We start from the raw sequence: 21553 nt of genomic DNA, 5'->3' as shown, positions 1-21553 counted from the left end.
TTTCATGGGTAAGTTTTTTCTCTCGATCGCGGCCGTGCTGGCCGCGCTTTTGTTCGGCTCGCCGGCCTACGCCGCCTCACGGTGCGACGTCAATGTGCCGACCGAACGGGTCGATCTGGCGCAGGTGAGCCTGGCCTACCAGAGCATTGGCCGGGCGTCGGACCCGGCGCTGCTGCTGGTGATGGGCTTGGGTGGGCAGTTGATTCACTGGCCGGACGAAGTGGTGGTGGCGCTGTGTCAGCAGGGCTTTCGGGTGATCCGCTATGACAACCGCGATGTCGGTCTGTCGACCTGGCGGCAGGCCCCGGTCGAGGCCAATCTGACCTTTGAAGTGTTGCGCTACAAACTCGGGTTGCCGGTGGCGGCGCCGTACACGTTGACCGACATGGCCGACGATGCGCTGGGTTTGATGGATGCGTTGCACGTCGAGCAATTCCATGTGCTGGGCGCGAGCATGGGCGGGATGATCGCCCAGCACCTGGCCGCGATGGCGCCGCAGCGGGTCGAGAGCCTGACATTGATCATGACCAGTTCCGGTGCCGAAGGTTTGCCGGCGCCGAGTGCGGCGCTGGTGCAGTTATTGTCGCGACGCGGCGCGCCCAGCCGCGAGGTGGCGCTGGAGCAACAGGCTGACTTGCTGGCCGCGCTGGGCAGCCCGGCGGTCACCGATGATCGACAGGTTTTGCTGCAACAAGCGGCGGCGTCGTATGACCGCGCGTTCAACCCCGAGGGTGTCAAACGGCAGATCATGGCGATTCTGGCGGAGCCGAGCCGGGTGGCTCTGCTCAATCAATTGCGGGTGCCGACGCTGGTGGTGCATGGCACGGCCGATCCGTTGCTGCCGGTGATGCATGGCGTGCATCTGGCGGCGCATATTCGTGGCAGCCAGTTGAAGCTGATTCCCGGGTTGGCGCATCGCTTTCAAGAGGCCTTCAAGGCACCGCTGCTGGCGGCAGTGTTGCCGTATTTGCAGGCGCACCGTGAAGACACTTCGCACTGGGCGCAGATTGAGCCGGTGGTAGGTGGGAATCTGCTGTAACCGAAATATCGTGGTGTTGCTTCTGTCCTCATCGCGGGCAAACCACGCTCCCACAGGTTCGGTGTGATCCTTGTGGGAGCTGGCTTGCCAGCGATAGGGCCATCACTGTCGCTGCAAGACCTGACAGGTGTATCGTCTGGATTTTGCCGTGCGAGGTGAGTCATGAATTCCACTCTGAACATCGACTTCGTCAGCGACGTTTCCTGCCCCTGGTGCGTCGTCGGTCTGTACGGCTTGCTGCAGGCGCTGGAGATCCTGCGTAACGAAGTGCAGGCCAACATTCATTTCCAGCCGTTCGAACTGAACCCGAAGATGGGCCCGCAAGGGCAGAACATTACCGAGCACATCGGCGAGAAATACGGCTCGACGCCGGAGCAGTCGCAGAAGAATCGCGAGGCGATTCGTGCCCGTGGCGCCGAACTCGGGTTTGCCTTTCGCACCAACGGCAACAGTCGCATCTACAACACCTTCGATGCGCACCGCTTGCTGCATTGGGCCGGGCTTGAGGGGTTGCAGTTGCCGTTGAAGGAGGCGTTGTTCAGGGCTTATTTCAGCGATGGCGGCAATCCTTCCGATCACGGCCAACTGGTGCAGATTGCTGAAAGTGTCGGGCTGGATCGTCAGCGTGCCGAGGCGATTCTGGCGTCCGATGAATTTGCCGACCAGGTGCGCGAAGACGAGCAATTGTGGTTGCAGCGCGGGGTGAGTTCGGTGCCGACGGTGGTATTTAACGGCCAGTACGCGGTGACGGGTGGACAGCCGGTGGAGACGTTTGTCGGCGCGATTCGGCAGATTATGGCTGAGTCAAAAGGTGGCACCGTCAACTGAAAAGCTAAAAGCCCCTCACCCTGACCCTCCCGAAACGTCGGACCGCCCAGAGGGAGAGGGGACTGAATGGGGGATGCTGGAGTGATACGCCGACCTGAGGGTGTTGTAGCGAATCCATAATCGACTGGATCTTTCAGGTCGATGTCAGACGCAAGACACCTCGATCGGCCCCCTCTCCCGGAGGGAGAGGGCTGGGGTGAGGGTCAGCTGTGCAGGCGCACCCAAACGGTCACCAACACAGTGGCGGCCATCAACCAGGCTACCGCCGCCACTGCCAGCGAAGCCTCCAGCCTTAACCGGTCGACCATCACATACAACGTCGCCAGATACACAAAATACGGAATGATCGACCACATCCCGAAGACGATGGTGGTCTTCAGATCATCCACCGAGCGCCCCTTGCCAACGATGTAATGGGCGATCAGCGCAAACGTCGGAAACAGCGGCACCAGGCCCGCGATGTAATAGTTTCTGGTCTTGGCCAGTGCCGCGAGAATCACGACAACCGCGGCACCGAGTGCGGCTTTCAGCAGCAGATCCATCAGTGGCTCAACCCGTATTTTTTGACTTTGTCGAACAGCGTGGTCTTGGCCATGCCCAGCTCCAGGCTGGCCTGGGTCAGGTTGCCGCCGCTGCGGTGCAGGGCGTCGCTGAGCAGGTTGCGCTCGAACGCTTCCACCGCTTCGGCAAACGCCAGACCCTGACCCGCACTGCCCGCGCCGGACTTCTTGAAGGCCGGCAGGCCGAGGGCGAAGCGTTCGGCGACATTGCGCAATTCACGCACGTTGCCCGGCCAGTCGTGGCTCATCAGGCTCGACAGGGTCTGGTTGTCCAGTTCCGGCAAGGCGCGGTCGAAGCGCAGGGCCGACTGCTGGGTGAAGTGTTCGAACAGTTGCAGGATGTCTTCGCGGCGCTCGCGCAATGGCGGCAATTCCAGCGTGACCACGTTGAGGCGGTAATACAGGTCGCTGCGGAATTCGCCGGCCTTGCTCGATTCGTCGAGGTCGGATTTGGTCGCTGCGATCACCCGGCAATCCACCGCCACGCTCTGGTTCGAGCCGAGGCGTTCGAGGGTGCGTTCCTGCAGCACGCGCAGCAGTTTGATCTGCAACGGCAGCGGCATGCTTTCCACCTCATCGAGGAACAGCGTGCCGCCGTCGGCGTGTTCGATCTTGCCGATACGGCGTTTGCCGGCGCCGGTAAAGGCGTTGGCCTCGTGGCCGAAGATCTCGCTTTCGAAAAGGTTTTCCGGCAGACCACCGCAGTTCAACGCGACGAACTGCTTGCTGTGACGGCGGCTGAAATCGTGCAGGCAACGGGCGACCAATTCCTTACCCGTGCCAGTCTCGCCTTCGATCAAGACGTTGGCCGAAGTGTCGGCGACGTTGGCGATCAGTTCACGCAGGTTCTGCATGGCCGGCGAACGGCCGATGATCCGGCCTTCAAGGGAGTCGCGCTCGGCCAGTTGCCGACGCAACGACGAGACTTCGCGCGCGAGGCTGCGTTGCTCCAGCGCACGACGGGCGACGTCGACCAGACGCTCCGGCGAGAACGGTTTTTCCATGAAGTCGTAGGCGCCTTTCTGCATCGCGCCGACCGCCATGGAGATGTCGCCGTGGCCGGTGATCAGCACCACCGGCAGGCTGCGGTCGCGCTGCTTGAGGCGGGTCAGCAACTCCAGGCCATCGATGCCCGGCAGGCGAATGTCGCTGATGACGATCCCGGCAAAGTTGTCGCCGACACGCTCCAGCGCCTCTTCGGCACTGCCGACACCGACGCAGGGAATGTCTTCCAGTGTCAGCGCTTGCTGGCAGCCGAGCAGCACATGGGGGTCGTCTTCGACGATCAGCACACTAAGGTCGTGGTTCATATTGGCTCGGCAGGAGTAGGGCTTACCAACGGTAAACTGAGGACGAAGGTGGTACCACCGCCACCGGGGTGTTCGACACCCAGATGGCCACCGGTGGCGGCGGCGAGGCTGGCGGAAAGGGTCAGGCCCAGACCCAGACCTTGCTCGCCGGGTTTGGTGGTGAAGAACGGTTCGAACAGATGCTTGCGCGCTTCGGCATCGACACCGTGGCCGTTGTCGCGCACCCGAAGGCGATATTTGCCGTTGAACTCTTCACCTTCCAGCCACAGTTGTGGCAGCGGTTGCGCTTGCATGGCGTCGAGGGCATTGCCGATCAGGTTGACCAGAATCTGTTCGAGGCGGGTCTGGTCAATGTGCAACTGCACATCAATAAATTGCCGGTGCAGTTGCAATGCCGGGTTTTCCAGCCGTGCGCCGAGCAACTGCAGCGCCGCGTCCACGGCTTTGCCGAGGCTGGCCTGGCCCTGGTTGTCACCCCGGCGGGCAAACGAACGCAGGCTGGCGGTGATCCGGCCCATGCGGTCGATCAGGTCGTTGATGGTCTTGAGATTGGTGCTGGCGATATCGAGCTGCCCACGCTCCAGAAAACGTACGGTGTTGCCCGACAACGTGCGCATCGCCGCCAGTGGCTGATTCAATTCGTGGGCGATGCTGGTGGACATCTGGCCAATGGCGGCCAGTTTTCCGGCCTGGACCAGTTCATCCTGAGCGCGGCGCAACGTCTCTTCAGCCTGGCGCCGTTCACGGATCTGGCTTTTCAATCGATCGTTGCTGGCGCGCAGGTCGGCGGTGCGTTCGGTAATCCGACGCTCCAGTTGGTTGTTGGCTTCCTGCAAGGCTTCGCGGGCGGCGAGGCGGGTGGCGATGACCTTGCGCCGCTCGTTCCAGGCGATCAGCAGAAACGCCACCAAGGCAAACGCGACGGCGACCAGAATCCCTTGGTTGATCGCTTCACGGCGCAGGTCCTGCAACGGCGTGAGCAGGGTGAAATTCCATGGCGTATCGCTCAAGAGGCGGGTCTGCGCCAGATAGCTGATGTTTTCTTCGTCGGAATCAACTTCGCTGTTGGCCGGGAAGGTGAGTTTTTCCACGCCCTCGGCCAATGTTTCGCGGGCCAGCGGTTGCAGTTCGTTGAGCGGGAACCAGTAGTACTGCAGGCTGCGGGCGAGTTTTTCTTTAGTCTCGTCACTCAACGGCACTACCGATTTGAGGCGCCGGGCCGGATCGCTGGAGAGAATGATGATGCCGTTTTCATCGCTGACAAACGCTTCGAGACGCGCCCGTTGCCAGCGTTCTTCCATGGCTTCGAGGCGCACCTTGACCACGGCGACGCCGACGATCTTGCCGTGTTCTTCGAGACCATGGGCGAGGTAGTAGCCGGGTTCGCCGTTGGTGCTGCCAATTCCGTAGAAACGGCCGGGTTCGCCGCGTACGGCTTTTTGAAAATAGGCGCGAAAGGACAGGTCTTCACCCAGGTAACTGTCGACATCGCGCCAGTTGCTGGTGGCCATGACGCGGCCGGTGGTGTCCATCACATAGATGGCCCGACTGCGGCTGCGCCGGTTCAGGCCTTCGAGGTAGTCGTTGACCGTTTGCCGGTGTTCCGGCGTCGGCTCGGCCAGCAGTTGCGGGACACTGGTTTCCAGTTCCAGCAGGCTGGGCAGGTAGGTGTATTTGCTGATCTCGCTTTCGACCGCGCGGGCGTGCAGTTCCAGCTGACGCTGGCCGTTCTCGCTAAGGCTGCGAATGCCGAAATGCTCACTGGTCCAGAAGCCGATAAAACCCAGACCGATCATCAGCGCGATGACCAGTGGCGGCAGGAACAGATGACGAATCAGACGGGGCTTCACGGCAAGTGATGGCGGCGCGGCGCGATAGAGAGTGGGGTCGCATTTCATCACAGATGCCTTGGGTCAACCACAACACTTACCTGATAGCGAACACCGTCCCCTGTGGGAGCTGGCTTGCCAGCGATAGCGGTCTGACAGTCGACATCATGGTCGATTGACAGGGCCCCATCGCGGGCAAGCCCGCTCCCACAGGGATCGCGGTGCTTTTAGTGCTGCAGGATTTTCTCGAGGAAGTGCTGCGCGCGTTCGGAGCGGGCGTTGATGTCGCCGAAGAACTCTTCTTTCGGGCAGTCTTCGATGATTTTGCCGGCGTCCATGAAAATCACGCGGTCAGCCACTTTGCGGGCGAAACCCATTTCGTGGGTCACGCACATCATGGTCATGCCTTCGTGGGCAAGTTGCACCATCACGTCGAGCACTTCGTTGACCATCTCCGGGTCGAGCGCCGAGGTCGGTTCGTCGAACAGCATGACGATCGGGTCCATCGCCAGCGCACGGGCAATCGCCACACGCTGTTGCTGACCGCCGGACAGTTGGCCCGGGTGCTTGTGGGCGTGGGCCGACAAGCCAACGCGCTCGAGCAGTTGCAGACCTTTCTTGGTCGCCTCTTCCTTGCTGCGGCCCAACACCTTGATCTGCGCGATGGTCAGGTTTTCGGTGATGGTCAGGTGCGGGAACAGTTCGAAATGCTGGAACACCATGCCCACGCGCGAACGCAGTTTCGGCAGGTTGGTCTTCGGGTCGGCAATCGAAGTGCCGTCGACGACGATGTCACCTTTCTGGAACGGTTCCAGCGCGTTGACGCATTTGATCAGGGTCGATTTGCCGGAACCCGACGGGCCGCAGACCACGATCACTTCGCCTTTTTTGACCTCGGTGCTGCAATCAGTCAGCACCTGGAAGTCCCCATACCACTTGTTGATGTTCTTGATAGAGATCATACGGCGAACCTTTTTTGCAGACGCTTGACCAACCGCGAGGCGGCGAAGCTGATGATGAAGTACACGAGCCCCGCGAAAATCAGGAACTCATTGGAGCGGCCAATGATGTCGCCACTGGCGCGGGAGGCGTTGAGGAAGTCCACCAGGCCCACGGTGTAAACCAGCGAGGTGTCCTGGAACAGGATGATCGACTGTTGCAGCAGCAACGGGGTCATCTTGCGGAACGCCTGGGGCAGGATGATCAGGCGCATCATCTGCCCGTAGCTCATGCCCAGCGCCTGCGCCGCGCCCATCTGGCCTTTCGGGATCGACTGCACGCCGGCCCGGACGATTTCGCAGAAGTACGCCGCTTCGAACATCATGAACGCGACGATGCACGAGGTGAACGCGCCGATCGGGGTGTCTTCGCCGGTGATCCAGCGCAGCACGAACGGCACCGCCAGATAGAACCAGGTGATCACCAGCAGCAGCGGTATCGAACGGAAATAGTTGACGTACGCGCCGGCAACGTTCGACAGCAGTTTGTTATGCGACAGCCGGCACAGCGCGAGAATGGTGCCGAGAATGATCCCGCCCACCACGCCCATGGCCATCAGCTTGAGGGTCATCACCATGCCGTTCCACAAACCGGGAATGGCCGGGACGATGCCACTGAAATCGAATTCCATTATTTACCCCCCACGGAGATCAGGCCGGGCACGGCAACTTTCTTCTCGACCAGGCGCATCAGCAGCATCAGGCTCATGTTCAGGGTGAAATAGATCAGGGTCGCCAGGGTGAACGCTTCGAACAGGTTGGCCGAGAATTCGGCGGTCTGTTTGGTCTGCGCGAGCAGTTCCATCAGACCGATCAAGGACGCCACGGAGGAGTTCTTGAACACGTTCAGAAATTCCGAGGTAAGCGGCGGAATGATGATCCGGTAGGCCTGGGGCAGCAGCACGTTCCAGTAGATCTGTGGCAGCTTGAAACCCATCGCACGAGCGGCCGATTCCTGGCCACGCGGCAGCGCCTGGATGCCGGTGCGCACTTGTTCGCAGACGCGCGCGGCGGTGAACAGGCCCAGGCACACGACGACACTCAGGTAAGCCGAGGTGGTCGGGTTGAGGTCCTGCTTGTACCACTCTTGCAGGTCCGGCGGCAGCAGATCAGGCACCAGGAAGTACCAGATGAACAGCTGAACCAGCAGCGGCACGTTACGGAACAGCTCGACGTAGCAGGTTGCAATGCCCGACACGATGCGGTTCGGCACGGTGCGCATGACACCCAGTATCGAGCCCAGCAGCAGGGCGATGATCCAGGCCACGATGGCGATGGCAATGGTCCAGCCCAGCCCGGAGATGAACCAGTCGAGATAAGTCTCGCTGCCCACGCCGGTGGACTTGAAGAACACGCCCCAGTCCCAGTTGTAATTCATTAGGGTCTCCCCTCGATTCGATCGATGTACAAGTGCCCGCTTGGGGAACTCCGTTCCCTCCCTGACCTTGACGGTCAGGCACACGCGATCGGCTCGACAGCCACCGGTTCGAGTGTTTCCAAAAAAAGTGCCAGCAGGGAGTGACAAACTCCTGAAAGGGCTGCGCCCCTTCAGGAGATAAGGTTAGTCAGAAATCAGGATTTCTTGTCGTCAGCCGCTTTGTCGGTCGGATTGGCGATCAGGGCCTTGAGTTCGTCGCTCATCGGGAAGTTCAGGTTCAGGCCTTTTGGCGGGATCGGTTGCATGAACCACTTGTCGTAGATCTTGTTGATCGCGCCCGATGCGTAGGTCGCCTTGATCGCGTCGTCGACAGCCTTTTTGAACGGCTCGTCGCCTTTGCGCATCATGCAGCCGTAGATTTCGTACGACTGTGGGGTGCCGGTGACGGCCCAGTCATCAGCCTTCTTGGCTTTGGCGGCTTCGCCGGCCAGCAGGGCGTCGTCCATCATGAATGCAACGGCACGACCCGATTCCAGCATCTGGAAGGATTCGCCGTGGTCTTTGGCGGAGATGACGTTCATGCCCATCTGCTTGTCGGCGTTCATCGACTTGAGGATGCGCTCGGACGTGGTACCGGCGGTGGTCACGACGTTCTTGCCTTTCAGGTCATCGAAATCCTTGTACTGGGAGCCTTTCTTGGACAGCAGGCGAGTACCGATTTCGAAGATGCCGACGGAGAAGTCAACTTGCTGCTGACGCTCGACGTTGTTGGTGGTGGAGCCGCACTCGACGTCCACGGTGCCGTTCTGCACCAGCGGGATACGGGTTTGCGAGGTCACCAGGTTGTATTTGACTTGCAGGTTTGGCAGGTCGAGGTCTTTTTTGATCGCTTCGACGATGGCCAACTGGATGTCGTGGGAGTAGCCGACTGGCTTGCCCGACGCATCAGCGATGTAGGAAAACGGGATGGAGGCGTCGCGGTGGCCCAGGGTGATCACACCGGACTCTTTGATCTTCTTCAGGGTGCCGGTGAGTTCGGCGGCGAAAACTGGCGTGCTGATCAGAGCGGCAGCAATGGCTGCGCCCAGGATATGGGGAACGATGCGCATCAAATTTTCCTCGACATTGTTTTTTTTATGGAGCCAGTTTGTCGGCCCTTTTGTGCTTCGAATGCCTGACGGCTCCTGAAGTGTTGGCACAGCAGGCATTCGTCGAGAGAGTGTAGAGCATGAGTCGTGCCAGACCAGTCGTCGAAGGTTAACTGGCTGATTTACAACGTGATTAAGTTTTTGTGGCGGTATTTTTCGCCACAACTGATCCGGTTAACCGAATCGACCGCAAAGTCGCGTTCGGAAAACCGAACGAGCTTTTAACCGTTAGTCGGGGTGAACGCAGTTTCATGCAGGTATTGCCACTCAACACGGTCTGCCTGGACTCGCAGAATCGCTACCGAGACGCGTGAGGTGACGTTCTCACCCTGGCGATGGGTTTCGGTATAGCTCAGCGCAATCGTCTCGCCTTCCTGCCAGACCGTGTGCAGGTCACTGATGACGATCTCAAGCCCCGGCCCGCCACCCACATTTCGCCTGAACAACTGTTCTACCTGCGCTCGATCAACCGTCACCCCCGAGGTGGCGACCATGCTGAAGTCCTTGGCGAAGGCGTCCATCAGCGGCGCGATGGTGGCTGCGCCGCTGCCGTCGGTATCGGTAAACACGCGGTGAATCAGTTCATGCACGTGGTGAATGCTGTGTTGCGCTAGTTCAATCGGGTTGTTGTTCATGGTTTGCCTTTGCAGGGTTCAATTGACTCATCAAAAACAGCGGGACCAGGCCGACCAACGCCGCAATCGCAAACGTCGCGTGATAGGCCGAAGGGGTGTCGAACGGCTTGAGCAGCAGGTTGAAAATCATCAGAAACAGCGCGGCACCGAGGCTGAATGACAGCTGCCGATTGATGTTCCAGATCACGCTGGCCTTGTGCGTGTCGCTGCCGTTGAAATCCATCAGTGAGGTGGTTTGCGCGGTGTTGGCACCGATGCCGCCGCCAATGCCCATCAGGCTGTAGGCGATGACAATCAGCCAGAGATCGCTCGGCGCATTCACCTGTGTGAGGGTGACGATGCCGGCGCTGTGCAACAGCATGCCGAGGATGAACAGGCGCTTGGCGCCGACCCGGTTGTAGACCCGGCCGCCAATGGTCATCGCGATGAACGCGCCGATGGCGTAGACAATCATGAATGCGCCGGTCAGCCGGGCGCTGAAGTGCAGGGTGTTTTGCAGGAAGAAGATGCTCAACAGATTGACCCCGGTGAACACGCCGGGAATCGCGTAATAGATGAAGATCGACGTGCTGAGCCGCGTGCTGCTGAGCAAGCTCAGATCGATGATTGCGTGGCGCGACTGGCGGTAATGGCGCAGGTACAGCGCTATGAACAGCAGGCCCGCTGCGATGCAGGCCATGGCCAGCCAGGTCCGGGCGTCGCCGCCATACAGCGACATGCCCATCAGCAGGCTGGCGAGTGCCGTACTCACCAGCAACAGGCCTTTGATGTCCGGGCGTGACAGGTCGCCCGTTTTCGCTTCCTTGATCCACCGCCACGACAATCCAGCCGCGATCAGCGAGAACGGCACATTGCTGTAAAACACCCAGCGCCATGAACTGCTGTCGACGATGAAGCCGCCAACCGTAGGTGAAATCGCCGGGGCAATCAACGCAACCGCCATCACCAGCGTGGAGATCTTCGCTCGTTGCTCACCCTGAAACAGATTGAACGTCAGCGCCTGCCCGACCGGTATCAACAGACCGCCACCGATGCCCTGCACGAAACGCCAGATCACCAGTTCCGCGAAACTGTTCGCCAGCCCGCACATCCACACCGCTATGCTGAACAGCAGCATTGAAGCGGTGAGCACGTTCCGGCTACCGAAACGCGCGGCCAGCCAGGTGCTCAGTGGGATGATCAGGGTCAGCCCGAGAATGTAGGCGTTGGCGACCCACGCCACGGACGCGCTGCTGACGTGCAGCGTTGCTGACAGGCTGGGCAAGGCCACGGCCGACATGAAGATATTGATGCAGTCGATAAAGAAGCCGATCAGGAAGATCGACGCGACCTTGTAGCGATAACTCATGGTGTTTCCCCTTTGTCGGCGAGCTTAGGGGCGATAGACTCCGGGCGTCGATGCAATGGGGCTGAACACAATGTTTGAAGGGATTTGACAGTGAATCAGGGCGCCATGCACGGGCATTTGAATCGGGTCCAGACGTTTCTCGCGATCGTCGATCTGGGGTCTTTCACCAAGGCTGCCGATTACCTGAATATCAGCAGGGCCATGGCCAGCCTGCACATCAAGGCGCTGGAAGAGGCGTTGGCCACTACGCTGCTGATCCGCACGACCCGCACGGTAGCGCTGACTGAAACCGGTCAGAGCTTCTATAACGAGTTCAAGGAAATCGTCGCCGATATCGACAGTGCCTTTGATAACGTCCTGAAGGGCAGCAATCGGGTGTCCGGCAAGTTGCGGATCAGTTCGACCAGTGAGTACGGCGAGAAATACATCCTGCCGTTGATCCCGTTGTTTTTGCAGACCTATCCGCAGATCAGGCTGAGCTACCACGTCAACTCTTCATTGAATGATCTGGTGGCGGAGAAGCTTGATCTGGTGATTCGTCTGGGCCGCCTGGCCGACTCGGCGTTCAAGAGTCGCAAGATTGCTGACTATGAAATCGTCCTGGTCGCCACCGAGCAATTTCTCGGTCGTCATCCGGTGCGCGAGCCACAGGACCTGAGTGGTGTGCCATGGATCGCCAACAGCAATCTGCAGACGCCGACCCAGTGGTTAATGCGCGATGAGCGAGGGCAGGGCGTCGAGGTCAGCGGTGTGCATCACTTCGAAACCAATTCTTCGGCGGCAATGCGTTCGATGGCCCTGTCGTCGCTTGGGGTGTCGGTGCTACCGAAGTGGCTGATCGAGGATGACCTTGCCAGTGGACGGTTGATTCGCTTGTTGCCGGAGTATTCGTTGCCGCAGCGGTCGATCAATGTGGTATTTCCCAACACGGCGCACTTGCCGCACAAGTCGCGGGTGTTTATTGATTTTCTGCTGTTGCATCTGGCGCGCTGACATCGCTGGTGGTGGTGCAGCCTTGTGGCGAGGGGATTTATCCCCGATGGGCTGCTTAGCAGCCCCGCTTTTGTTTCAAGTGAGGGGCCGCTGCGCGACCCATCGGGGATAAATCCCCTCGCCACAGGTCAGCGCCTGATCCTGAGAAAAGAAAAAGCCCCTGAATCTCGCGATTCAGGGGCTTTCGTTTAAGCGCTGCTCAAGTCAGGCCGCTTCAATCTTGCGGTTCTGCTCGACCTTACCCAGATACGCCGCCAGTTTTTCCTGTTCGGCCGGGGTGGTGAACAGCCCCAGTTTGCTGCGGCGCCACAGAATGTCGTGGGCCGTCGTCGCCCATTCTTCGCTGCACAGGTAATCGACTTCACGGGTATAGAGCCCGCCGCCGAGGTGTTCGCCCATGTCCGCCAGGGTTTCCACACCTTCAAGCATGCGCCAGGTACGGCTGCCGTAGGTGGTGGCCCAGCGCCGGGCGATCTCGGTTGGCACGAAGTCGAACTTGTCGCGGATCAGTGCGCTCAAGGCTTGCGGCGTAGTCATGTCTTCGCCGCCGGGCAGGGTGGCGGTGGCCGTCCAGCTCGGACGCATCTGGGTGAAGAACGGCAGCAACTGCGCCATCGCCGACTCGGCGAGTTTGCGGTAGGTGGTCAGTTTGCCGCCGAACACCGACAGCAGCGGCGCTTCTTCACTGCTGCCCGACAGCGCCAGGGTGTAATCGCGGGTGACGGCCGACGGGTTGTCGGATTCGTCGTTGCACAGCGGACGTACGCCCGAGTAGCTGTGCTGGATGTCGTCGCGGCTGATTTGCTTCTTGAAGTGGGCGTTGACCACTTTCAACAGGTAATCGGTTTCGCCTTCAGTGATTGCCACTTTCGCCGGATCACCGGTGTATTCACGGTCGGTGGTGCCGATCAGGGTGAAGTGGTTCAGGTACGGAATGGTGAAAACGATGCGCTGATCTTCGTTTTGCAGAATGTGCGCGTGATCACCTTCGTACAGCTTCGGCACGATGATGTGGCTGCCCTGGATCAAGCGGATGCCGTACGGCGATTCCATCTTCAGGTCGTCACGGATGAACTTGGCCACCCACGGGCCGGCCGCGTTCACCAGCGCTTTGGCGGTGATCGAAAACAGGCTGCCGTCGGCGCGTTCCAGGTTCAGGTGCCACAGGCCTTTGGCGCGGCGGGCGCTGACGCAACGGGTCTGGGTGTGGACGTGGGCGCCTTTTTCACGGGCGGCCATGGCGTTGAGGACAACGAGGCGGGCGTCGTCGACCCAGCAGTCGGAGTATTCGAAGCCTTTCTTGATTTCGCTTTTCAACGCGCTATCGGCGCCGAACTTCAGGCTTTTCGAACCCGGCAGTTTTTCGCGCTTGCCGAGGTTGTCATACAGGAACAGGCCGGCACGGATCATCCACGCCGGACGCAGGTGCGGACGGTGCGGCAGCACGAAGCGCATTGGCTTGACGATGTGCGGCGCCTTGGCCAGCAACACTTCGCGCTCGGCCAGCGCTTCGCGCACCAGACGGAATTCGTAATGTTCGAGGTAGCGCAGGCCACCGTGGATCAGCTTGCTGCTGGCTGACGACGTGTGGCTGGCCAGGTCATCCTTTTCGCAAAGGAACACCGAAAGCCCGCGACCGGCGGCATCCGCTGCGATCCCCACGCCATTGATCCCGCCGCCGATGACGGCGAGGTCGTAGATCTCGGAGATAGGGGGCGTACGCAAGGTAGATGTGGACATCGGCTGGCCTCGGGCTCTTTTGATTTTCTGTATTGGAAATCGAACATGAATGTTCATTTGCGAAAATGGTAGCCCATAAAGACGCGCACAGCCAGTCGCCTTCGATTGAAAATACTCATCGAAGGGCAGGGAAAGGAAAATTTTCGAACATTCACAGGCAGATCGTTCCCATGCTCCGCGTGGGAATGCATCCATCGACGCTCTGCGTCGGCTTTTGAGATGGGACGCAGAGCGTCCCGGGCGGCATTCCCACGCAGAGCGTGGGAACGAGGGGTTAAACGACTTCCAGGCGAATCTTGTGCTGGGTCAGCAACTGCGCCAGCGCCGGCACTGGCTGCTGATCGGTCACCAGACAATCGATCAGGCTGATCGGGCCGAGGCGGATCATCGCGTTACGCCCGAACTTGCTCGAGTCCGCTGCCAGGATCACCTGGCGCGCATTGGCAATGATCGCCTGGGAAACCCGCACTTCCTGATAATCGAAGTCGAGCAGGCTGCCGTCCTCGTCGATGCCACTGATACCGACCAGCGCAAAATCAACCTTGAACTGATTGATGAAGTCCACGCTCGCCTGACCCACCACACCGCCATCGCGGCGCACATTGCCGCCAGTCAACAGCACGTCGAAATCATCCTTGGCACTGAGCATCGACGCCACGTGCAGGTTGTTGGTGATGATCTTCAGGTGATTGTGATTGAGCAGGGCGCGGGCAATCGATTCGGTAGTGGTACCGATGTTGATGAACAGCGAGGCATGATCGGGGATCTGTGCGGCGATCGCTTCACCGATGCGTTGTTTTTCATCGCGCATCTGATCGGCGCGCATCGCATAGGCAGTGTTTTCGACACTGGAATCATAGGCCGCGCCGCCATGGTAGCGACGTAGCAGATTGGCTTCCGCGAGCTGATTGATGTCGCGGCGGATGGTTTGCGGGGTAACAACGAACAGCGTGGCCATCTCCTCGATGCTCACATAGCCGCGTTCGCGGACCAGCTCGAGGATTTGCTGCTGACGGGGAGGCAGATTCATGGGGCTTCCTTTGGGCTGCCGTGCAAAATTTGCCCATGATGCCGCAGGAATCCGCTCCCTACCAGTTAGATGCCTATCTGGATCTGAAGGTTGGCTTATTCAGCGTCTTCACGCGCCCAGTCACGGGTGCGGCTGACGGCTTTTTTCCAGCCTTTGTACAGCTTCTCTTTCTCCACTTCGTCCAGGCTCGGTTCGAACTCACGCTCGATCACGGCCTTGCCGCGCAGTTCGTCCAGGCTGCCCCAGAAACCGCAGGCCAGACCGGCCAGATACGCCGCGCCGAGTGCTGTGGTTTCGCGCATTTGCGGGCGCTCGACCTGCGTGCCGAGGATGTCGGCCTGGAACTGCATCAGGAAGTTGTTCGCCACCGCGCCGCCGTCCACACGCAGGGCCTTGAGGCGTTCGCCGGAGTCCTGTTGCATGGCGTCGAGCACGTCGCGGGTCTGGTAGGCGATCGATTCCAGGGCGGCACGGATGATGTGATCCACGCGCACGCCGCGGGTCAGGCCGAACAGCGCGCCACGGGCATACGGGTCCCAGTACGGAGCGCCCAGACCGGTGAAGGCCGGTACCAGGTACACGCCGTTGCTGTCCTTCACTTTATTGGCGAAGTATTCGGTGTCGTGGGCGTCGTTGATGATTTTCAGTTCATCACGCAGCCACTGCACGGTCGAACCGCCGTTGAACACCGCACCTTCCAGGGCATAGGCGACTTCGCCACGCGGGCCGCAGGCGATGGTAGTGAGCATGCCGTGCTTGGATTTCACTGCTTTGTCGCCAGTGTTCATCAGCAGGAAGCAACCGGTGCCGTAGGTGTTTTTCGCCTGGCCCGGCTCGACGCACATCTGGCCGAACAGTGCTGCTTGCTGGTCGCCGGCGATCCCGCCGATGGCGATGCCGCTCTTGGTGCGGCCGTAGATTTCCGACGAGGCTTTGACTTCCGGGAGCATCTCGCGCGGGATGTCGAGGATCTCCAGCATCTTCGCGTCCCACTCCAGCGAGTGAATGTTGAAGAGCATGGTGCGCGAGGCGTTGGTGTAGTCGGTGACGTGCACCTTGCCACCGGTGAATTTCCAGATCAGCCAGCTATCGACGGTGCCGAACAGCAGTTCGCCGTTGCGCGCACGCTCGCGGCTGCCTTCGACGTTGTCGAGGATCCACTTCAGCTTGGTGCCGGAGAAGTACGGGTCGGTGACCAGACCGGTATTGTCGCGGATATAGTCTTCGTGGCCATCACGCTTGAGCTGCTGGCAGATCTCGGTGCTGCGGCGGCACTGCCAGACGATGGCGTTGTAGACCGGACGACCGGTGGTCTTGTCCCAGACCACGGTAGTTTCACGCTGGTTGGTGATGCCGATGGCGGCCACCTGGTCGTGATGCAGGCCAGCCTGAGCCAGCGCTTCAACCATCACCGCGCTCTGGGTGGCGAAGATTTCCATCGGGTCGTGTTCGACCCAACCGGCCTGCGGGTAATGCTGAGCGAATTCACGCTGGGCGGTGCAGACCACGTTCGCGTCGCGGTCGAAAATGATCGCGCGGGAGCTGGTCGTACCCTGATCGAGGGCAATGATGTAGTTCTTATTCTGAATGTCGGTCATGTCGATTGCCTTGGACGAAATAAGGGAGAGTGGGCCGGGGCGCAGGCTCTATCTGGCAGGAGCCTGCGCCGACTGTTTCAAGAAGTTCTTGGTTTGCCATCAATGGCCGGTTCTGCATCCTTTGTAGCAGGTGTGGCGCCGGTCAGGTGACGGGCGATGAGCCCGCGATACCCGGCAGCGCCGAGGCAGGCACCGACAATCGGTGCAAAAATCGGAATCAGGAAGTACGGAATATCGCGACCGCCAGTGAAGGAAATTTCACCCCAGCCCGCGAAGAAAGTCATCAGTTTAGGACCGAAGTCACGTGCCGGGTTCATCGCAAAACCGGTCAGCGGGCCCATCGAGCTGCCGATTACGGCGATCAGCAAACCAATCAGCAGCGGCGCCATCGGGCCTTTCGGCAAGCCGTTGTTATCGTCGGTCAGGGCCATGATCACGCCCATCAGGATGGCGGTGATGATCATCTCGACCAGAAAGGCCTGGGCGGTGGACAGCACCGGGTTCGGGAAGGTGGAGAACACCGACGCCAACTCCAGGCTGGCAGCCGAGCCGCGAACCATTTGGTGAGTTTGTTCGAAATCGAAGAACAGGTTGCTGTACAGCGTGTAAACCAATAGCGCGCCGCAGAAGGCGCCGGCAATCTGCGACAGGATGTAGAACGGCAGTTTGCGTTTTTCGAAGTCGGCGAAGATGGTCAGCGCGATGCTCACGGCCGGGTTCAGATGTGCGCCGGAAACGCCAGCGGTGAGGTAGATCGCCATGCTTACACCGACGCCCCAGATGATGCTGATTTCCCACAGACCGAAGCTGGCGCCCGCGACTTTGAGCGCGGCGACGCAGCCGGTACCGAAAAAGATCAGTAAGGCAGTACCCAGAAACTCGGCCAGGCATTGGCCCGAGAGCGTTGGTTGCTGTAAAGCAGTTGTCATTGAAAACCTCGATTTTTGTTGTTGTCTGGCGCTTTGCCGACAGGGCAAGGCGCGATTTTCCCCGGGGCAGGATCCCCATCCTGTTCCCGGTTTACTGCTGAGTGCTGCGGTAACCATAATTCTTACATTATTCAGATTCGAAAAAATATAGACAAGAAACAAACCTGTCAAAGGTCGAAAGTGAACTATCGGTCACAATAAAACTATTAGTGCTATGAATGATCCTCGGTGAGCGCTGTTCCCCATCGTTCTGGAAAGTCTGCAGGCCACGGGAAACGCGGCGTTGAACTAGAGCCTTTTGTGATCTGATCGCCTAGAATCCGGCGCAGGATTTTTCTGCCACTGCCAAGCCTGGAGCTGCCATGACCCCTGCGTTGGACTTGTTGAAAAAAGTTCGTGCCGAACATCGCGTGCACAGTTACGAACATGACCCGAAGGCCGCGTCCTATGGGCTGGAGGCCGCAGAAAAGCTGGGGCTTGAGCCGGCGCAGGTGTTCAAGACGCTGCTGGCTGCCAGTGAAAAGGGCGAATTGTTGGTGGCGGTGGTGCCGGTCGTCGGAAGTCTCGACCTCAAAGGTCTGGCTCATGCGGCAGGGGTGAAAAAAGTCGAGATGGCGGATCCGGCAGCGGCGCAGCGCTCCACCGGTTATCTGTTGGGTGGCATCAGTCCGCTGGGGCAGAAGAAACGCCTGCGTACCTTCATCGATAACTCGGCTCAGGCTTTTGCGACTATTTATGTCAGCGCCGGTCGGCGCGGGCTGGAAGTTGAACTGGCACCTGCCGTGCTGGCTGGACATACCCAAGCCAAATTCGCCGACATCGGTCGCGCGTAAGAGAAACCAGCGCTGTATGAAGAAAATTGGCCGGTTCTGTCACTGGCGCTGACCCGGCCAGCGCTGCATGCTCTGCCGACTGACTCAGGGAGTAGGTTATGCAGCTTGATTTTCATCAGGTCGACGCATTCAGTGATCGGCCATTCAGTGGCAACCCGGCGATGGTCTATCGGCTCGACGCGTGGCTCGCGGATGAGTTGATGCAGAAGATCGCCGCCGAACACAATCTGGCGGAAACCGCGTTTTTGGTGCGTGAAGGTTCGGCGTGGCATATCCGCTGGTTCACCCCGACCACCGAAGTACCGTTGTGCGGCCACGCGACGCTGGCCAGCGCTTATGTGCTGTTCGAGATCTACAAGGAAACTGCTGAGCGTCTGGACTTCATTTGCAAGTCCGGGCCGCTGAGTGTCAGTCGTGAGGATGGCCGTTTGTGGCTGGACTTCCCGTCAATCGTGCCTTCGGAAATTGGCGTGACGCTGGATGTCGAACGGGCGCTGGGCGTTGAAGCGGTGGATGTACTCGGCTCCAACGAGCTGTTTGTGGTACTGGAGTCGGAGCAGGCCGTGCTCGACTGCAAACCGGACATGGTCGCACTGGCCAAGCTGCCGTGGCTTGGGGCGATCGTCACCGCGCGCGGCAACCAGCACGATTTCGTCTCGCGCTACTTCGCTCCGGCAATTGGCATCAACGAAGATCCGGTCACCGGTTCGACCCATTGCAGCCTGATTCCGTATTGGTCAAAACGTCTGGGCAAGTCGAGCCTGACCGCCTGCCAGCGCTCGGCGCGGGGTGGCGAGTTGTTCTGTCGGCTTGAGGGTGAGCGGGTGAAGATCGGTGGCCATGCCACGCTCGTGGCGAGCGGCACCCTGATCCTCGGTTAACGCAACCCCCTGTAGGAGTGAGCCTGCTCGCGATCACGGTATATCAGTCAAATCTTCTGTGACGGATGTACCGCGATCGCGAGCAGGCTCACTCCTACAGGGCAATGGTGTTGGATCAGAGTGCAGTGCTGTAGCGGCGCACGCCGTTTTCCACCACCGGAATCTGCGCGGCGGTGCTGCCCGAGGCCTGGAACAACACCAGATGTTCAGCTGCAACCCGAATCCCCACTTGCGCACCCAGCTGATGGTCAGCATGACTCGGGAAAATCGACTCCAGCTGCGCACCGGTCGGCAATTGCAGGCGATACAGCGTCGAAGCACCAAGGAAAGTCTTGCCGACAATCCGTGCCTTCAGCGCGCTGTCCGGCGCATAAACAATGTCATCTGGGCGCAGCAACACATCCACTGCGCCGCCAATCGGCCAGGTATAGGCACGATTGCCACGCAGTTCGCCGAGTTCGGTCTGCACCGATTCCGGGCTGGCGAGCTGGCCGCGAATGAAATAACCCTGACCGATGAAGCTGGCTACGTAAGGCGTCGCCGGCTCGTGATACAGGTTGTACGGCGTGTCCCACTGTTCCAGCCGACCTTCCTTGAAGACGCCGACGTGATCGCTCACGGCAAAGGCTTCTTCCTGATCGTGGGTCACCAGAATCGCACTGGTGCCGCGAGCCTTGAGGATGTCGCGCACTTCGTGGCTGAGCTTGCGGCGCAACTCGCCGTCGAGGTTGGAAAACGGCTCATCCAGCAATAGCAGTTGCGGCTCGGGCGCCAGGGCCCGAGCGAGGGCGACGCGTTGCTGCTGGCCGCCGGACAGCTCGTGTGGGAAGCGCTTGCCGAGGTTTTTCAGGTTGACCAGTTCGAGCAATTCTTCGGTGACGCGATCTTTTTGCGGGTGTTTGCGAATGCCGAACGCGATGTTGTCCGCGACGCTCAGGTGCGGGAACAGCGCGTAGTCCTGAAACACCATGCCGATCCGCCGTTTCTCCGGCGCAAGCGTGAAACCGGCGCTGGAAATGGTTTCGCCACCCAGGGTGATCTCACCTTCGTGCACCGGCTCGAAACCGGCAATGGCGCGCAACGTGGTGGTCTTGCCGCAGCCGGACGAGCCGAGCAGGCAGCCGATGTCACCGGCATTGAGGTGCAGATTGAGGTTCTGCACCACTCGTTGATCTTGATAACCGCAAGCGAGGTTGCGCAGGTTCAGCAGTAATTCATGGCTCATGCGTGGTGATATGCCGGTTCTACTAGGAACTCGAGCAGGGCCTTCTGTGCGTGGAGACGGTTTTCTGCCTGATCCCAGGCGACGGAGCGCGGGTCATCAAGCAGGTCGAGACTGATTTCTTCGCCACGGTGCGCCGGCAGGCAGTGCATGAACAGCACGTCCTCGGCAGCGAGGTCGAGCAGGGCACGGTTGACCTGGAACGGTGCGAACAGCTTGAGGCGTTTGGCAGTTTCCTCTTCCTGGCCCATTGAGGTCCAGACGTCGGTGCTGACCAGATGCGCGCCGCGCACGGCATCCTGCGGATCGCGGACGATGGTCACGCGATCGCCGGCCTTGGCCACGAATTCAGGATTCGGCTCGTAACCTTCCGGGCAGGCAACGCGCAACTGGAAGTCGAACTGGATCGCCGCTTCTATATAGCTGTTGCACATGTTGTTGCCGTCGCCGATCCAGGCCACGGTCTTGCCCTGGATCGAGCCACGGTGTTCAAGGAAGGTCTGCATGTCGGCCAGCAACTGGCACGGGTGCAGGTCATCGGACAGGCCGTTGATCACCGGCACGCGCGAGTTGGCGGCGAATTCGGTCAGGGTGCTGTGGGCAAAGGTACGGATCATCACCGCATCGAGCATGCTCGACATGACAATGGCGCAGTCGCCGATTGGCTCGCCACGGCCCAGTTGCGTATCACGCGGCGACAGGAAGATCGCCTGACCGCCGAGCTGGATCATGCCCGCCTCGAAGGAGATCCGGGTACGGGTCGAGGATTTCTCGAAGATCATCCCCAGCACGCGGTTTTTCAGAGGCTCGAACAGTACGCCGCGGTTACGCAGGTCCTTGAGCTCAACGCCTCGACGGATCACGCTGACCAGCTCTTCGGGCGTGCAATCCATCAGGGAGAGAAAGTGCCTTGCGCTCATCATTGACTACCTTTTGCTACAAACCGCAGATGCTCAAAGCCTTGTTTAACGGAACAACGGGCGAGACCTGCGGCGTAAGCCGCACGGGGGCGACGAAATAGGGGAAGGCGCGATATTGACACTAAATGTCGCGTTTTTCCAATAGGCTACTTTTGTTGTGGGATTCGGAGGGCGGACTGCACGGTGCAGTAACGCATTTGAAGCCGGGTTCAGGACAGCAGCGAAGCACTTTGTACACTGGCGTCCCGGGGCTTGGCAATCCGGCGTGACGCGGATGCAGCGCTTTGGTCCGTTCGAGACCGAGTGGTTGCAGATTCGCTTGGTCGGATGCGCA

At 59.9% G+C, this 21553-nt stretch carries 20 protein-coding genes; 5 read left to right on the top strand and 15 right to left on the bottom strand.

The features are described 5' to 3' along the window. Nucleotides 1–4: 4 nt before the first annotated feature. Both AC3WMT_RS17260 and AC3WMT_RS17255 read left to right on the top strand, forming a co-directional pair. Entirely contained in the window at nt 5–1039 is a 1035-nt protein-coding gene (locus tag AC3WMT_RS17260) for an alpha/beta fold hydrolase (RefSeq protein WP_103305463.1), read from the top strand. 162 nt (nt 1040–1201) lie between these two features. Next, the gene (locus AC3WMT_RS17255) at nt 1202–1867 is read left to right on the top strand and encodes a DsbA family oxidoreductase (protein ID WP_103305464.1); all 666 of its coding nucleotides are present in this window, start codon (nt 1202–1204) and stop codon (nt 1865–1867) included. 203 nt (nt 1868–2070) lie between these two features. On the opposite strand, the gene AC3WMT_RS17250 is transcribed toward AC3WMT_RS17255, so the two are convergent. The 9 genes from AC3WMT_RS17250 to AC3WMT_RS17210 form a co-directional block, all read right to left on the bottom strand. Further along, nucleotides 2071–2400 (bottom strand): GlpM family protein, encoded by a 330-nt coding sequence (locus AC3WMT_RS17250; protein ID WP_177431437.1) that lies wholly within the window; start codon nt 2398–2400, stop codon nt 2071–2073. An 8-nt stretch (nt 2401–2408) separates the two neighbouring features. After that, nucleotides 2409–3737, bottom strand: coding sequence for a two-component response regulator AauR (gene aauR / locus AC3WMT_RS17245; protein WP_103305466.1), 1329 nt, complete (start codon nt 3735–3737; stop codon nt 2409–2411). Continuing rightward, complete coding sequence (gene aauS / locus AC3WMT_RS17240) at nt 3734–5635, bottom strand: two-component sensor histidine kinase AauS (protein ID WP_103305467.1); 1902 nt, start codon at nt 5633–5635, stop codon at nt 3734–3736. Before aauS ends, aauR begins: the two co-directional genes overlap by 4 nt. Nucleotides 5636–5793: 158 nt before the next feature. Next, on the bottom strand, nt 5794–6528 hold the full coding sequence (locus AC3WMT_RS17235; RefSeq protein ID WP_007927141.1) for an amino acid ABC transporter ATP-binding protein: 735 nt from the start codon (nt 6526–6528) through the stop codon (nt 5794–5796). Then, on the bottom strand, nt 6525–7196 hold the full coding sequence (locus tag AC3WMT_RS17230) for an amino acid ABC transporter permease (protein ID WP_103305468.1): 672 nt from the start codon (nt 7194–7196) through the stop codon (nt 6525–6527). Before AC3WMT_RS17230 ends, AC3WMT_RS17235 begins: the two co-directional genes overlap by 4 nt. Next, nucleotides 7196–7942, bottom strand: coding sequence for an amino acid ABC transporter permease (locus AC3WMT_RS17225; RefSeq protein WP_103305469.1), 747 nt, complete (start codon nt 7940–7942; stop codon nt 7196–7198). Before AC3WMT_RS17225 ends, AC3WMT_RS17230 begins: the two co-directional genes overlap by 1 nt. 194 nt (nt 7943–8136) lie before the next feature. Then, nucleotides 8137–9051, bottom strand: coding sequence for a glutamate/aspartate ABC transporter substrate-binding protein (locus AC3WMT_RS17220; RefSeq protein ID WP_103305470.1), 915 nt, complete (start codon nt 9049–9051; stop codon nt 8137–8139). Between the two features lie 260 nt (nt 9052–9311). Then, nucleotides 9312–9725 (bottom strand): DUF4440 domain-containing protein, encoded by a 414-nt coding sequence (locus tag AC3WMT_RS17215; RefSeq protein ID WP_103305471.1) that lies wholly within the window; start codon nt 9723–9725, stop codon nt 9312–9314. After that, complete coding sequence (locus AC3WMT_RS17210) at nt 9706–11073, bottom strand: MFS transporter (RefSeq protein WP_103305472.1); 1368 nt, start codon at nt 11071–11073, stop codon at nt 9706–9708. The genes AC3WMT_RS17215 and AC3WMT_RS17210 overlap by 20 nt, the downstream gene beginning before the upstream one ends. A 105-nt stretch (nt 11074–11178) precedes the next feature. Here AC3WMT_RS17210 and AC3WMT_RS17205 point away from each other — a divergent pair, with 105 nt between their 5' ends. Then, nucleotides 11179–12066, top strand: coding sequence for a LysR family transcriptional regulator (locus AC3WMT_RS17205; RefSeq protein ID WP_103305534.1), 888 nt, complete (start codon nt 11179–11181; stop codon nt 12064–12066). A 204-nt stretch (nt 12067–12270) separates the two neighbouring features. Here the strand turns inward: AC3WMT_RS17205 and glpD are convergent, their stop codons facing one another. From glpD to AC3WMT_RS17185, 4 genes are all read right to left on the bottom strand, one after another. After that, a complete protein-coding gene (gene glpD, locus AC3WMT_RS17200; protein WP_103305473.1) occupies nt 12271–13806 on the bottom strand; it encodes a glycerol-3-phosphate dehydrogenase in 1536 nt (511 codons plus the stop codon). Between the two features lie 274 nt (nt 13807–14080). Next, complete coding sequence (locus AC3WMT_RS17195; protein WP_016986643.1) at nt 14081–14836, bottom strand: DeoR/GlpR family transcriptional regulator; 756 nt, start codon at nt 14834–14836, stop codon at nt 14081–14083. Between the two features lie 95 nt (nt 14837–14931). After that, a complete protein-coding gene (glpK, locus tag AC3WMT_RS17190) occupies nt 14932–16434 on the bottom strand; it encodes a glycerol kinase GlpK (protein ID WP_103305474.1) in 1503 nt (500 codons plus the stop codon). Nucleotides 16435–16511: 77 nt separating this feature from the next. Next, nucleotides 16512–17363, bottom strand: a complete 852-nt coding sequence (locus AC3WMT_RS17185; protein WP_103305475.1) for an MIP/aquaporin family protein — start codon at nt 17361–17363, stop codon at nt 16512–16514. Nucleotides 17364–17725: 362 nt separating this feature from the next. Between AC3WMT_RS17185 and ybaK the strand changes: the two genes are divergently transcribed. Both ybaK and AC3WMT_RS17175 read left to right on the top strand, forming a co-directional pair. After that, the gene (gene ybaK / locus AC3WMT_RS17180) at nt 17726–18196 is read left to right on the top strand and encodes a Cys-tRNA(Pro) deacylase (protein WP_103305476.1); all 471 of its coding nucleotides are present in this window, start codon (nt 17726–17728) and stop codon (nt 18194–18196) included. Between the two features lie 98 nt (nt 18197–18294). After that, nucleotides 18295–19077 carry a PhzF family phenazine biosynthesis protein gene (locus AC3WMT_RS17175; RefSeq protein WP_103305477.1) on the top strand — a complete coding sequence of 261 codons (783 nt, stop codon included), beginning with the start codon at nt 18295–18297 and terminating at the stop codon, nt 19075–19077. A 115-nt stretch (nt 19078–19192) separates the two neighbouring features. Here AC3WMT_RS17175 and AC3WMT_RS17170 read toward each other — a convergent pair whose 3' ends face one another. Both AC3WMT_RS17170 and argF read right to left on the bottom strand, forming a co-directional pair. Continuing rightward, nucleotides 19193–20302, bottom strand: coding sequence for an ABC transporter ATP-binding protein (locus AC3WMT_RS17170; RefSeq protein WP_103305478.1), 1110 nt, complete (start codon nt 20300–20302; stop codon nt 19193–19195). Then, nucleotides 20299–21219 carry an ornithine carbamoyltransferase gene (argF, locus tag AC3WMT_RS17165; RefSeq protein ID WP_045123046.1) on the bottom strand — a complete coding sequence of 307 codons (921 nt, stop codon included), beginning with the start codon at nt 21217–21219 and terminating at the stop codon, nt 20299–20301. Before argF ends, AC3WMT_RS17170 begins: the two co-directional genes overlap by 4 nt. Between the last annotated feature and the right edge of the window lie 334 nt (nt 21220–21553).

Source organism: Pseudomonas sp. FW305-7 (genome assembly GCF_058786735.1).
Note: the sequence above shows the minus strand (reverse complement) of the source record. Positions and strands in the feature narration are given on the sequence as shown.

Bases quoted from the DNA above. Each gene is read 5' to 3' on its own strand.
- AC3WMT_RS17260 (WP_103305463.1), top strand. From the start codon at position 5: ATGGGTAAGTTTTTTCTCTCGATCGCGGCCGTGCTGGCCGCGCTTTTG.
- AC3WMT_RS17255 (WP_103305464.1), top strand. From the start codon at position 1,202: ATGAATTCCACTCTGAACATCGACTTCGTCAGCGACGTTTCCTGCCCC.
- aauR (WP_103305466.1), bottom strand. From the start codon at position 3,737: ATGAACCACGACCTTAGTGTGCTGATCGTCGAAGACGACCCCCATGTG.
- aauS (WP_103305467.1), bottom strand. From the start codon at position 5,635: ATGAAATGCGACCCCACTCTCTATCGCGCCGCGCCGCCATCACTTGCC.
- AC3WMT_RS17235 (WP_007927141.1), bottom strand. From the start codon at position 6,528: ATGATCTCTATCAAGAACATCAACAAGTGGTATGGGGACTTCCAGGTG.
- AC3WMT_RS17230 (WP_103305468.1), bottom strand. From the start codon at position 7,196: ATGGAATTCGATTTCAGTGGCATCGTCCCGGCCATTCCCGGTTTGTGG.
- AC3WMT_RS17225 (WP_103305469.1), bottom strand. From the start codon at position 7,942: ATGAATTACAACTGGGACTGGGGCGTGTTCTTCAAGTCCACCGGCGTG.
- AC3WMT_RS17220 (WP_103305470.1), bottom strand. From the start codon at position 9,051: ATGCGCATCGTTCCCCATATCCTGGGCGCAGCCATTGCTGCCGCTCTG.
- AC3WMT_RS17215 (WP_103305471.1), bottom strand. From the start codon at position 9,725: ATGAACAACAACCCGATTGAACTAGCGCAACACAGCATTCACCACGTG.
- AC3WMT_RS17210 (WP_103305472.1), bottom strand. From the start codon at position 11,073: ATGAGTTATCGCTACAAGGTCGCGTCGATCTTCCTGATCGGCTTCTTT.
- AC3WMT_RS17205 (WP_103305534.1), top strand. From the start codon at position 11,179: ATGCACGGGCATTTGAATCGGGTCCAGACGTTTCTCGCGATCGTCGAT.
- glpD (WP_103305473.1), bottom strand. From the start codon at position 13,806: ATGTCCACATCTACCTTGCGTACGCCCCCTATCTCCGAGATCTACGAC.
- AC3WMT_RS17195 (WP_016986643.1), bottom strand. From the start codon at position 14,836: ATGAATCTGCCTCCCCGTCAGCAGCAAATCCTCGAGCTGGTCCGCGAA.
- glpK (WP_103305474.1), bottom strand. From the start codon at position 16,434: ATGACCGACATTCAGAATAAGAACTACATCATTGCCCTCGATCAGGGT.
- AC3WMT_RS17185 (WP_103305475.1), bottom strand. From the start codon at position 17,363: ATGACAACTGCTTTACAGCAACCAACGCTCTCGGGCCAATGCCTGGCC.
- ybaK (WP_103305476.1), top strand. From the start codon at position 17,726: ATGACCCCTGCGTTGGACTTGTTGAAAAAAGTTCGTGCCGAACATCGC.
- AC3WMT_RS17175 (WP_103305477.1), top strand. From the start codon at position 18,295: ATGCAGCTTGATTTTCATCAGGTCGACGCATTCAGTGATCGGCCATTC.
- AC3WMT_RS17170 (WP_103305478.1), bottom strand. From the start codon at position 20,302: ATGAGCCATGAATTACTGCTGAACCTGCGCAACCTCGCTTGCGGTTAT.
- argF (WP_045123046.1), bottom strand. From the start codon at position 21,219: ATGAGCGCAAGGCACTTTCTCTCCCTGATGGATTGCACGCCCGAAGAG.